Origin of the sequence: Luteococcus sanguinis (assembly GCF_039527675.1) — a bacterium.
GTDB lineage: Bacteria > Actinomycetota > Actinomycetes > Propionibacteriales > Propionibacteriaceae > Luteococcus > Luteococcus sanguinis.
Genome location: NZ_BAAAKI010000027.1, coordinates 1 through 12,922 on the forward strand (window position 1 = coordinate 1; position 12,922 = coordinate 12,922).

Consider the following 12,922-nt stretch of genomic DNA (forward strand, 5'->3'; position numbering starts at 1 on the left):
GCGGAGGCGGCAGAGGCCGCGTTTGAGGAGTTCGCCGAGAAGTGGGGCAAGGCCTACCCGGCCATGGTCAGGCTCTGGCGCAACGCCTGGACCGAGTTCGTGCCCTTCCTGGACTACGACGTCGAGATCCGCAAGGTGTTGTGCTCGACGAACGCGATCGAGAGTCTCAATGCCAGGTTCCGTAGGGCGGTGAGGGCTCGTGGGCACTTCCCGAACGAGCAGGCCGCGTTGAAGACGCTCTACCTGACCGTGAGATCGTTGGACCCCAAGGGCACCGGCCAGACCAGATGGGGCATGCGCTGGAAGCCAGCGTTGAACGCGTTCGCCACCACCTTCGCTGACCGCATGCCCGCGGCCAGCACCACCCAGTAGAACCCGCCACTTACACCGTTAATCGGACACTCCCTCGGGACCGGGGTCCCCCTATGGCTTCTTGGCCGGGGGGACGCTGTGTCGTTCGAGGATGTTGTCTGCGGTTAGGTGGTTGGTCTGTAGTGCTTTGGCCACGATGGTCGGGTTGGGCCATCCGTTGTGGGTGGCGATGGTGGCGGTGAAGGCTTGGACGTCGGTCTTGAGGGTGTCGAGGGTCTCGGGTGTGATGATGCGTGTTCTGGGGGGTGCGCTGGCGTCACGTTTCAGGATCGCGTCGCGGGCGATGAGGACGGGTAGGCAGTTGGTGGGGCCGCCCGCTTGGGTGTTCCAATTCACGGATCCGGCGAGCTGGTCGATCTCGCTTTTGGTGATGGCGGTGTCTGGCCGGTCTGTTCCTGTTTTGAGTTCGATGACGGCATTGCTGGCGGGTCCGAGCCCCCAGCAGCAGTCGGGTCCCCGGGATTCTTCCTTCTCTGGACGGCTGGCTTCCAATCCGAGGTGCAGTCCGAGGGCCTTCATGGCAGCCTCGGCGGTTTCGGTGTTCTCGGGGCCGGTCCGGTAGGAGAGGTCGTCGAGGATCTGGTTGATGCCCAGTTGCAGGGCGGTGGGGTTGGGGTAGGTGGATTTCAGGAACTCGATGGCAGCGTGCGCTTGGCGCTGGTTGCCTCGCACGGGCCGCACCGGTAGGGCTTGGATGGGAAGCAGGACGTTGCTGTTGATCTTCTTGGCGGCACGCAGCGTGTCCTGGGCTGCGGTGGGCTCGAGATAGTGTTGGTACGCGGCGACCTCTTCCAGCCACCATCCCTTCTCCACGTCGTCCAGACCGTCGAGCGCGTCCCGCAGGATGGTCACGGCGCGGCTGGGGTCACCGGCCGCAGCCTGGTTCCACGCGTTCCGTCGCGCCTCGGCGACGGCCGACACGTGGCCGCCGACGTCGTAGGCGACACCGGCCGTGGCCTTGCGGCTCAGGCCTTGTAGCTCGGAGCGAGGCCGCAGGAACTGGTCCACTGCTTCTTCGACGGCGGCGAGTCCGTCGCCGGCGATCTGGCCGGCGACACGCTGACTGAACTCGATCTGCGCACGGGTCGCCGGGGAGAACAGGCGAAGGTCCTCGGGATCAACCAGTGACAGGGCGAGCTGGTTGCCCATCAGCAGGACCGCGCAGAAGTCTTCCGCGTCACGGATCCCGCGACCCATGCCCTGCTCGATGCGTTGGATCTTGCGGACGCGCATGCTGTGGCTGCCCGCGAGGGCTCCGGCTTCTCGCCGCTCACCCGGATCCAGTGGGGTGGGGATCCCGTCAAGTACCAGGAGACGGCACGCTTTCCGGGGGAGATCAACCCCGTCGTACTTGTTGACCAGTACCACCAGTCCTTGGTGTTTGCCGGCGGCCAGCTTGTCGATGACGGGCTTCATGTCGTCGACGTGGAGCACGTGATCGGCGTAGGGCTCCCATGTGTAGGCTGCCGTGTCGCTGGGGACGAGCACGACGACGTTGACCGGCTTCGCACCGGTCGGGCTGGTTCCTTGGGAGAACTTCCGGACCATCGCGCGGATGGAGTCATCGATTACCTCGGGGTTCAACGCTGCGGGGGCCAGGATCAGGCGTGCGCCTAGGTCCGATGCCCGTTCCGGGGTGATCGGCTGGCGCACCGAGGACGGGTCGGCTCCTAGCTCGGTGACGAGGACACCGTCATCGGCGAGCGTGGCGGTCAGGTAGATTCGACGCTTCGCGAGGTGGAAAGCGGGGATCCGGTCGATCGGCGGACATGGGGTCCGCAGCTGCAGTTCACGGTCGGTGATGGTGGCGGTGGCCAGATGAGCATGATCGGCCAGCAAGGGCCAGGGGAAGAACACCCGGGGGACAGCGTCGTCGTCCGCAGTTGCCTCGATCAGGCGTACGAGTTGTGCGCTCCTCGCCGCCCAGGACCAGAAAGGAATCCGCAGCGGCGCGCAGCGGTCCCCAGCCAGCAGGGCGGCGCCGTGGCGGGGGCTCTGCCGCCGCAGCTCCTCTCCGAACAGGGCCAAGGCCCGCGCGTAGGTGGGATGGCTGGATGGGACACGTCGACGGTGAACTGCTTCCTCGCGGCCGCGAGCGCCGCGTGGGCGTCATCAACGATGACGGTTCTCACACGGACCGGCTCGGCGGCCCGGCCAGGCCGAAGACGGTGCGCCGTTGACCATCTTCTCGAAGGTGCACACCAGGATGGCGTTGCCTGCCCGGAACTGGTGGTTGCGGGGATTGTCGGTTACCGAGAGTCCCAGCTGGTCTGCCTCGTCCATCACCTGTTTGACCAGATAGGTGTCGGGGACCAGTGACGGCGCTCACTGAAATTCCCCAGTTCTGCTCATCGAAATTCCCCACCCCGGGTCGCTCCGCCGCGTGAGGCGGGCCTCCCTCGATGCTGGTGGTCTCTGACCACGCGCCAGCTCGAGAGAGGCCCTGTTCTTCATGCTTTCAGAGGAGGACGACGTGGATATCCACGCGCTCAGACGGCAGGGGATGACGATCAGCGAGATCGCCCGCCGCACCGACCATGACCGCAAGACCATCCGGGCTTACCTGAACGGTGACCGTGTCCCCGGTCGGCGTGAACGCGCCGCGCCGGACTCGTTCGACGCGTTCGTCGATTACGCCGCTGCACGGCTGATCGAGGACCCGCACTTATGGGCGATGACGCTGCTCGATGAGCTGCGCCCGCTCGGCTACGAGGGCTCGTATCCGACGCTGACACGGCAGATCCGTGAGCGTGCGCTGCGGCCGGCGTGCACGGCCTGCGCGCATGTCACGGCGCGGCCGAACGCGATCATCGCGCATCCGCCCGGCGAGGAGACCCAGTTCGACTGGGTGGAGCTGCCTGACCCGCCCGTGTCGTGGGGGTTCCCTCATAAGAAGGCGTACGCTCTGGTCGGCTCGCTGGCCCACTCCGGTATCTGGCGGGGCGTGCTGTCCCCATCGACGGACCTGCCGCACCTGCTGGCCGCGATGACGACCCTGCTGGGGTTGCTGGGCGGGCTCACCCGGGACTGGCGGTTCGACCGGATGAGCACGGTCCTCAAGCAGGGCACCAGCGATCTGACGCCGATGTTCGCCGCGTTCGCCAAGCACCACGCCGTGACGGTCATCGCGTGCCGGCCCCGGTCGGGGAACCGGAAGGGGGTGGTCGAGAAGAACAACCACACCGCCGCGCAACGCTGGTGGCGGACCGTCCCCGACGCACTGACCGCCGAGCAGGCGCAAGCCAGCTTCGAAGCGTTCGCCAGGAGGCAAGACAACCGGCCACGCCGGACCGAGACGGGTAAGACGACCGCGAAGGCGATGCTCGTCGCGGAACGGCTGCGGCCCCTGCCGCCGGTGGTGTTCCCCGTCGTGGTGACCGAGGAGCGCACCGCGACCCGGCAGGCGCTGATCGACTGGCGCGGGAACCGGTACTCCGTCCCGCCGGAGCTGGCCGCCGCGAAAGTGATCGTCCAGCAGCGGCACGGCGCGAACATCATCGATATCGCCACCGTCTCGGGCGCGGTCATCGCCCGGCACCGGGTGGCCGAGCCCGGGCTCGGCGTCACGATCCGCGACACCGGGCACGTCACCGCCCTCGAAGCGATCGCGATGGCCTCCGCGCCACCCGGCCGCCCGCACCGCCGCAAGGAACGCATCCCGCCCGGGACCGCCGCGCTGCGCGCCGCCGCCGTGCTCACCGGCACCACCGAACAGCCCTCGACCGTGATCAGCCTGGCCGCCTACGAGCAGGCCGCGAAGAACAGGAACACCCTCCGATGACCACCACCGCCCCCACCTCGAACAGCGCCGCGTCCGTCTATCAGCAGCTGCGAGGCCACCTCACCGACCTGAAACTCGCCGACGCCGCCGACGCCCTCCCGAAGGTCCTCGACCAGGCGCAGGCCGAGGACTGGACCCTCACCCATACCCTCGAGCACTTGCTGCGGATCGAGGTCACCGCGACCGAAGCCCGCCGACTCGCCGGCAGGTTCCGGTTCGCGAACCTCCCCACCGGCGCGACCCTCGACGACTTCGATCTAGATTCCGCCAGCGGCATAGACCGTTCGCTGCTGCAGGAGCTCGGCACCTGCCGCTACATCGACACCGCCACCAACGTGCTCCTGATCGGACCGCCCGGCGTCGGGAAAACTCACATCGCGACCGGGCTCGGGCTCGCCGCCGTCAACGCCGGTTACCGGGTCTACTTCACCTCCGCCGCGGACCTCGCCGCCCGCTGCCACCGCGCCGCGATCGAGGGGAAATGGTCGACGATGATGCGGTTCTTCGCCGGACCCACGCTCCTCATCATCGACGAGCTTGGATACCTCCCGCTGCCCGGGGAAGCCGCGTCCGCCCTGTTCCAGGTCATCAACCAGCGCTACCTGAAGACCTCGATCGTGATCACCACGAACCGGCCCGTCGGCGCCTGGGGCGAGATCCTCGGCGACACCACCGTCGCCGCCGCGATGCTCGACCGGCTCCTGCACCGCTCCGTCGTGATCACCCTCGACGGAGCCTCGTACCGGCTCCGCAACCACCACGCCGCAGCCGACGAACTCCGCCGCGTCACCACCGGCACAAACCTGCGCTAACCTACCCACGCGACCTGGGGAACTTCAACGAGCAACTCTGGGGAAATTCGCTGAGCGCCGTCACCAGGTACGCGGCGCGGCCCATGCCCTCGTTCAGGCTGGACTGGGCGGCCAGGAGTCCGCCACGGTCTTGCCTCCGCCGGTGTTCTGCCTGATCCCAAGATCGCGTTCAGTGCGCCGCGCGTACCAGGCCTTGAGGACCTGGTCTTGTTCCACGCGCAACCGGGGCCACGGACGCGCGGTGAGGGCCGCGAAGATGTCGCGGGGCTCGATTCGTGGCCGGTCCTGGGCCTTGTGCAGTGCTTGCAGGTCGAGTGGCACGGAGAGCTCCCATCGCATCGTCGCCCAGTCACCGGCGGTGGCAGCAGTACGCAGGCCCACACCGGAACTTGGTGGGGCATGTGGCGCGGTAGCGGCGGGTGTCAGGGGTGATGTTTGTCACTGTAATGGACGGATGTCCTAGTCGGGGGGTCGGGTGTTTGCTGGTGGCGGGTTTGGGGGCTGTGCAGGGACTGTGGGTTCTGCCACTCTGTGAGCGTTTCGTTCCTTCTCCCCCGAGGGTTGGCCGTGGTCTCGTCGGTTGCTGGTCGTGTTGGTGTGCGGTGTGTGGTTGGGGCGGTGTCGTTGGCGTTGGCGTGGGCGGGGTTGCCGCAGCGTGACGCGTGGGCGGAGGACCCGGCACCGGCCTCTCCGCCGGCGGCGAATGAGTTGTCGCGGGGCACGGATGGCCTGGTGGCGTTGGATGGGGTGGTGACGCGCCCGGATTGGGTGTCGGCGTCGGTGACGGCTCGGGCGTCGGGTGGTCCGGTGGAGGTGTTGTCGGAGCGGTCGGTGTCGCGTCGGGTGTTCGTGTTCTCGGATGGGCATGTGGAGGAGGAGGCCGCGGCGGGCCCGGTGCAGTTCGAGGCTGCGGCCACCAGCACGTCCCCGGCGCGGTGGCGTCGGGTGGACACGAAGTTGGTGGTGGATGGGTCGCGGGTGCGGCCGGCGGCGGTGCCGGGGGAGGTGTCGTTGTCGGGTGGTGGTTCGGAGCCGGTGGTGTCGATGACCGGCGCTGATGGTGTGGGCGCCGAGGTTGGCCTGGATGGTGTGGTGTTGCCCGAGCCGGTCCTGGACGGGTCGACGGCGACGTATGCCGATGTGGTGCCGGGGGTTGATGTGCGGGTGGAGGCCCGTCCGGCGGGGTTCGAGTTGGTGTGGCAGGTGACCTCGGCCCAGGGGGCTGCGGCGTTGGTGGCACGCTATGGCAGCAAGGGTGAGGTGGTGTTGCCGACCACGTTGGCGGTGACCGGCGCCGACGCGACTGCGACTGATGGTGGGGTGGCGTTGGTGGATGGGTCGAGGAAGATCCGCTGGAAGCTGCACGCCCCGCTGGTGTGGGACGCGGCGGGCGCGAGGGTGCAGGGGCATGGCGCTCCGAAGGCGGCGAAGTTCCGGCTGGGAACCCGGTCCCAGGTCCCTGGTGTTGTCAAGGGGAAGAAGAAGTCGCGGGGGTCGTTGCAGGTGGTGACGGACGCGGCGTGGTTGACCGACCCGGCGCGGGTGTTCCCGGTGACGATCGACCCGACCTATGGGCAGGTGACCGGTAGCGCGGTGTTCGACACGTTCGTGCAGCAGGGGTACACGACTGACCAGTCCGGCTCGGCGGAGTTGAAGTTGGGCAACAACGGGTCGGGTCAGGTGGCCCGGTCGTTCCTGAACTATGACGGGGCGTTCTTCCACGGGAAGACGATCATGTCGGCGTCGTTGAGCCTGGCGGAGTCGCATTCGTGGTCGTGCACGGCCGCAGCCTGGTCGGCCTGGGATGCGGGGGTCGCGTCGACGGCGACGCGGTGGACCGCGCAACCGACGATCGGTGCGAAGCGCGCGACCTCGACCGAGACCCGCGGGTATTCCTCGGCGTGCCCTGGTGGGCGGGTGTCGATCGACATGACCGCGCAGGCGAAGGCGTGGGCGGCTGGTTCGGCGGCGACGGTGGGGTTGATGCTCCGAGCGGATGACGAGATCTCTCCGACGGGGTGGAAGCGGTTCCACTCCGATGACAGCGCCTATCCGCCGATCATGACGTTGAGCTACAACCGGGCGCCGGGCACGCCGGCCTATCCGTCGGTCTCGAGTGCGGGGACGTACAACGGGGTGCTGTACACGTCGGCGAAGCGGCCGGTGTTCTCGATCACCCGGCCGAGCGACCCGGACGGGAATGGGACCACGATCGTGGTCGGGAAGTTCACCTCGGCCACCGCCGGGTCCCCGACGACGACCTGCCGGAGCACCGGTGGTGCGGCCGGCACGGTCGCGACGTGCAGCTTCACCACTGATTTGAACGAGAACGAGCGGGTCTGGCTGCGGTCGCAGGCGTTCGACGGGTCTGCTTACTCGGCGTGGTCCGCGCCGAGGGAACTGCGGGTGGCGACGCTCGCCCCGCCGACCCCGACGATCTTGTGCCCGTCGGTGAACGGGTCGTGGGGGTCGGATGTGAAGGCTGCGGAGTCGTGCACGGCCACGTTCGAGGCCGCGTCCGGGGCGTCGTATGCGGCAGCGGTGTCGTACCGGTACACGATCGACGGCACCTCGTACGGGCCGGTGTCGATCACCCAACCGACCCCGACCACGAAGACCACGGTCACCTTGCCGAAGACGGTGGGTGGGAAGGCTGGTGGGCACAGCGTGACGGTGACCGCGACCGGTCCGTTGGGTAAGGCGTCGCCGACGGCGTCGTACTCGTTCGGGTACGGGGCGCCGTCGCTGCTGGCGCCGGTCGCGGACCAGACCACCACCGACACGGTGTCGGTCCGCGCCGCCGGCGCGCCGAAGGGCACCTCCACGGTCACGTCCGCGGTGCAGTGGCGGATGGCCGGCGGCACCGACGCCGCCTGGAAGGGTGTGCCGGCGAGCAACACGTTCACCACCACCGCCGGTTCCTCGACCACGGAGGTAAAGGGCCTGTTCGACACGACCAGCCTGATCGGCCAGACCGATGGGTCGGGGAAGGGTCCGAAGGAGCGGGTGCCGGCGGCGATCGAGGTGCGGGTGTGTTTCACCTACGGCTCGAACCCGGCGACCTGCACCGACAAGCGCCGGATCGTGCGGGTCCCGTCCGCGTTCGGGCAGGGTTTCCCCACCGCCGCCGCGGGGCCGGGGCAGGTGGCGCTGTGGACTGGTGAGCTGCAGGTCACCGAGACCGACGCCGAGCTGCCCGGCCCGACCGGCGGGATCAGCGTGTCCCGGACCCATTCCTCGTTCGCCGGGGACACCGACAAGCAGCCGTTCGGTCCGGGGTGGACCGCGAGCCTGGACGGCGGCGATGAGGGCCTGTCCGGCGCCACCTTGTATGACAACACCCTGGTCGACGGCACCCTCGCGCTGGTGTCCGCGGAAGGCGACGTGCTCGTCTACGCCACCCCGACCCGCCGCTCGGTCACAGCCGCATCCTTGGCCGCTACGTATCGGCCGGTCGATGATGACACCGCCGCCAGCGGCATCACCTTGGCCGTGACCGGCACCACCACCGCGACCGTCACCTTGACCAATGAGGACGGCGTCGAGACCCGCTTCACCGGACCAGTGTCCGCCAACGCTGAGACAAAGTTCGTGGTGCAGGACGTCACCGACACCATCACGAGTGAGAAGACCAGCTACGTCCGCGACGCCACTGGGAAGGTGACGGCGATCATCGCGCCGGTCCCCGCCGGTGTGACCGGCTGCGCGGTGGGGGTGCGAACCGCCGGTTGCCGCATCCTCAAGCTCTCCTACGACGCGGCCGGTCGGGTCACCACGATCACCGCGCAGGTCGACGACGAAACCGCGGACAGGCAACTGTCGAGCTACAGCTATGACGCGGCGGGTCGGCTGGTGTCCCAGACCGACACGGTCACCAAGCTGACGACCGGGTACGGCTGGACGGGTGACGCGGCGGCGAAGACGCTGCGCCTGGCGAAGCTCACCCCGCCCGGTGAGGACGGGTACGACTTCAGCTACGCGAACAACAAGCTCGCCAAGGTCACCCGCCCGGTCCCGTCGACGGTGGCGGATCGGGGTGATGGGACCGCGCAGCTCGCCGCGTTCGTGTACGACGCGGGCCTGGGCGTTTCGGACTTCGACCTGGGCCAGTTCGACGAGTACCCCCTCTCCAAGCGCGCGACGAAGGCGTTCGCGGTGTTCGGGCCGGACCAGAAGGTCACGACCGCCCCGGCCGCGGGTGACGCGGCCTGGCACCGGGCGCAGGTGTACCTGACCGACGACGAGGGCTGGACCGTCCACGACGGCTCCTACGGCGGCGGCGCGTGGCAGTGGACCGCGACCGTCTACGACGACCACGGCAACACCACCGACATGTGGGACACCCACGCCACCGCAGCCATCCGCACCGGCGACACCACCGACATCGCCGCGGCGGCCACCCACACCGACTACCAAGACCCGACCGTCGCGCTCGTCAGCGACGTCACCGGCCCGGCACGGTGGATCGCCGACAGCGCCGGCACCCTCATCTGGGCCCGCCCCGTCACCCACACCGACTACGACGAGGGCGCCCCCAACAGTGGGAAGAACCCGGTCACCGGTCAGCCGTACCGGCTGCCCACCACCGTGACCACGCGCACGATCGAGCTCACCGACGCCGGGTGGGTCACCCACGAGCAGCTCTCCACGGTGAGGACCGGCTACGACCTGCCCACCAGCACCGGAAACAAGACCGGCTGGGACCTGGGCCAGGCCACCTCCACCACCACCGTCACCGGCACCGACGGGTCCGGGATCACCCGGGAAACCGTGTACGACGCGATGGGACGCGTGGTCGAGCAGCGCCAGCCCTCCGCGAAGGAGAAGACCGCCGACCCGGGCACCCGGCGCACCATCTACTACACCGCTGGTGCCAACCCGGATGTCGCGGTGTGTGGGAGCAAGCCCGCCTGGGCCGGGTGGGTGTGCCAGACCATGCCCGGCGCCGGCACCCTCCCGGTCGAACGGACCACCAGTTACACCTGGGACGGGCAGGCCGCGAAGACCCAGACCATTGCCGGCGCCACGGTCGTGACCACCGCCACCAGCTACGACGAGAAGTCGCGTCCGGTGACGGTCACGACCACCAGCACGGGCCTGACGGGCTCCACCCCGGTGCCGGCGGTCACCACCAGCTATGACGCCGCCGGTCGGGTGACCGGCATCACGTCGGCGGCCGGGTCCACGGCCATGACCTATGACAGCTGGGGCCGCCAACTCACCTACACCAGCACCCCCGCCGGCCAGGCCGCGGACACGTCGACCACCAGCTACGACGCCCTGGGCCAGGTGGCCAAGGTCACCGACAACCAGGGTGAGGCCCGTTACACCTACGACGGGACCGACGCGAACGGTCAGGCCGAGACCCGTGGGCTGGTCACCAAGGTCGAGCAGACCAGTGGAGGGATCACCCACTCCGCGACCGCCGCCTACGACGCCCAGGGCAAGGTCACCGTGGAGAAGCTGCCCGGTGGGATCACCCGCCGGCACAGCTGGGACCCTGCCGGGGAACTGGTCGACCTCGTCTACTCCGGACGTGGCACCGACCCCGACACAGGCGCCACGGTGGATGACCAGCCCTGGTTCGGCTGGTCCGCGACCACCGACGCGGCCGGTCGGATGGTGAGGGAGTGGTCCACTGATGGTGGGTCGGCGTACACCACCAGTGGGGCGCAGGCGGTGCGGTCGGACCGGTACTACCGCTACGACAAGGCGGGTCGGCTGGTCGGGGTGGATGACATCACGGGCAACCCTGGCCCTGACGGCGCCGTGCCGTGTGTGCGGCGCGGGTACGGGTTCGACGGGAACGGGAACCGCACCAGCCAGACCCGGGCGACCAACAGCGGCTGCGACGACACCGGCGCCACCATCCTCACGCGGGCGTACAACGGGGCAGACCAGCCCACCACCGGCGCCAACAGCCAAGGCGCCTACAGCTACGACCCGCTTGGCCGGCAGACCAGCATCCCCGCGGCGGACACCGCCAACCCGTCGCGTGGTGACATGGCGTTGGGCTACTACGACACCGATGTCGCCCAATCCATCAGCCAGGGCGACGTGCGGGCCACGTTCACCCTGGATGGTGCTGGTCGCCGGTTGGTGCAGGACGCCACCGTCGGCCCCGTGGTCGTCCCCGGGGCCGTGACCGGCACCGTGGTGCGGCACTACACCGACGCGTCGGACAACCCCGCCTGGACGGTCGAGGTCCGTGACGGGGTGGCGACGACCACCAGGTTTGGGGCGTTGACCGGCGAGGGGCTTGGCATCACGTTCACCACCACCGTCGGCACCACCACCGCTGAGCTGGCCCTGGCCGGGCTGCGTGGTGCCGTGAACGCGACCGTGAAGCTTGACGGCACCCAGCCGGCCAGCGGTATCGACGTGTGGAATGACTGGGACGAGTACGGCCAGCCCGCACAACCCGCAACCACCACCGTGGGCGGCGCGGCAGGGGCAGGGTACGGGTGGCTCGGCGCCCATGAACGCGCCACCCTCGACGCGCTCGGCATCACCCTCATGGGCGCCCGGTTGTACAATTCGGCCACGGCCCTGTTCACATCCCTAGACCCTGTGTACGGCGGCAACGACACTGCCTACGGGTATCCCAACGATCCCATCAACAGTCTGGATCTCAATGGAGCCTGGAGTCTTCGAACCGTCCTGCGACGTTCATACGCAGCCGCGGGCGTGATTGCTGCGGTCACATGTGTAGTAGGAACCATGGGAGCGTGCGCCGTCGCTGGCGCTGCTGTCGTGGCAACGAGCGCTCTCTGGAACGGATATCGGGCGCGCAGGGGCGAGATCTCCTGGGGTCGCGCTGCGATTTACGTTGGCGTGGACTACTTGTTCTCACGGTTTAGGGCTGTCCGCGCTGTCCGGACGCGCCATGCGCTGGGTAGGCAACGTTGGGTCAACGGCTCACATCGTCAAGCACGGCGAGTTCGCTGGCGTTACGTTACTCGCATGTCTGTAAATAGCTATGGCTTCAATAGTGCGCGTTCGAATTGGTGATGGGATGCTGGAGGAAGCCTTGTTCGCATTAATAGCAATCGCTGGCGTTGCCCAATTGATCGTCAGTCAAGGGTTCTCGCGATATCCCCGCTTATCATCGGCGGTCTGGTGGCTAATTGCTGGGGCTGTCGCTATCACCGTTCTGGTGCAGGATGAGCGTGTCCGTATTGGGTTGTCACTAGCCCTCGCACTAGGGGCGGCCGCTTTAGCTTTGTATATGGGATTCTTAAGTATCAGAGCGCGGGAAGCGAAACATGACGTTCTTGGCGGTAAGCCGCGCCGGGGCAAATAGGGGTGGTTTTCACTCCCCGCGCACTTCACAGACCCAGACGTGAAGGATGGCCCGCCGACTCGAGCGCGACGTCGACCACCACCGACAACCAGACCGGCCAGGTCTTCGAGGCAGTGATGGTCTCTACCGCCGCCAACACGCTCCAGGGTTCTGGCGAGCTGATCAACGTCGAGGTCGCCGAGGACCAGGCACCCCTGATCGGCACCATGGCCGCCGCCAACCGGATCGTCGTGATCAAGGACTCCGACCAGTGAGCCTCATCCTGCTGACCTCCGCCGCCGGCGCTCCCGGGGTGTCGACGGCTGCGCTCACATCTGGCTGCTGCAGCGCTGGGCCCTCACGCGCGACTTCGCCCAGCTCATGAGCGAGCGTGACCGGTACACCGATTTCGTCGCGAACGCTCATCAGCGGGTCCAGGACGCCACTGAGGAGACCCGGGATCACGCGGAGTGGATGCTCGGGCAAGCGACCAGCGCCCTCATCGACATCGAAGGCGCCATCACAGCCCTCGACAGCGAGTGAATCGGGGGAGTCCTCACCGCATTTTTGGGCGGCGTCGCCGCTGGTCCTGACCGCCTGCTCGCCGCTGCGGGTCTGTCCTAGAAACGGTGTAAGTGGCTCCATCGCCCTGCGGGGCAGGAGGAGTCATGATGA

Annotated in this window: 9 protein-coding genes; 6 read left to right on the plus strand and 3 right to left on the minus strand. The window is 68.2% G+C overall.

Features of this window, described 5'->3' with window-relative positions; genetic code table 11:
- Positions 1-372, plus strand: a 372-nt coding sequence (locus ABD089_RS13640; RefSeq protein WP_343887014.1) for a transposase, incomplete at its 5' end; no start/stop codon positions are given.
- A 51-nt stretch (positions 373-423) separates the two neighbouring features.
- On the opposite strand, the gene ABD089_RS13645 is transcribed toward ABD089_RS13640, so the two are convergent.
- Both ABD089_RS13645 and ABD089_RS13650 read right to left on the minus strand, forming a co-directional pair.
- Positions 424-2,400 (minus strand): helicase C-terminal domain-containing protein, encoded by a 1,977-nt coding sequence (locus tag ABD089_RS13645; RefSeq protein WP_343887016.1) that lies wholly within the window; start codon positions 2,398-2,400, stop codon positions 424-426.
- Between the two features lie 84 nt (positions 2,401-2,484).
- Positions 2,485-2,655: a hypothetical protein gene (locus ABD089_RS13650; protein ID WP_343887017.1), complete on the minus strand. Its 171-nt coding sequence runs from the start codon at positions 2,653-2,655 to the stop codon at positions 2,485-2,487.
- 169 nt (positions 2,656-2,824) lie between these two features.
- On the opposite strand from ABD089_RS13650, the gene ABD089_RS13655 reads away from it, so the two are divergent.
- Together ABD089_RS13655 and istB are read left to right on the plus strand one after the other, a co-directional pair.
- Positions 2,825-4,153: a Mu transposase domain-containing protein gene (locus ABD089_RS13655; protein ID WP_343887018.1), complete on the plus strand. Its 1,329-nt coding sequence runs from the start codon at positions 2,825-2,827 to the stop codon at positions 4,151-4,153.
- Entirely contained in the window at positions 4,150-4,965 is an 816-nt protein-coding gene (gene istB / locus ABD089_RS13660) for an IS21-like element helper ATPase IstB (RefSeq protein ID WP_343887019.1), read from the plus strand. The genes ABD089_RS13655 and istB overlap by 4 nt, the downstream gene beginning before the upstream one ends.
- Before the next feature lie 93 nt (positions 4,966-5,058).
- On the opposite strand, the gene ABD089_RS13665 is transcribed toward istB, so the two are convergent.
- On the minus strand, positions 5,059-5,286 hold the full coding sequence (locus ABD089_RS13665) for a hypothetical protein (protein ID WP_343887021.1): 228 nt from the start codon (positions 5,284-5,286) through the stop codon (positions 5,059-5,061).
- A 429-nt stretch (positions 5,287-5,715) separates the two neighbouring features.
- On the opposite strand from ABD089_RS13665, the gene ABD089_RS13670 reads away from it, so the two are divergent.
- The 3 genes from ABD089_RS13670 (at position 5,716) to ABD089_RS13680 (ending at position 12,790) form a co-directional block, all read left to right on the plus strand.
- The gene (locus ABD089_RS13670; RefSeq protein ID WP_343887022.1) at positions 5,716-11,976 is read left to right on the plus strand and encodes a DNRLRE domain-containing protein; all 6,261 of its coding nucleotides are present in this window, start codon (positions 5,716-5,718) and stop codon (positions 11,974-11,976) included.
- 408 nt (positions 11,977-12,384) lie between these two features.
- Complete coding sequence (locus tag ABD089_RS13675; RefSeq protein WP_343887023.1) at positions 12,385-12,522, plus strand: hypothetical protein; 138 nt, start codon at positions 12,385-12,387, stop codon at positions 12,520-12,522.
- 106 nt (positions 12,523-12,628) lie between these two features.
- Complete coding sequence (locus tag ABD089_RS13680) at positions 12,629-12,790, plus strand: hypothetical protein (protein WP_343887024.1); 162 nt, start codon at positions 12,629-12,631, stop codon at positions 12,788-12,790.
- Positions 12,791-12,922 lie beyond the last annotated feature (132 nt).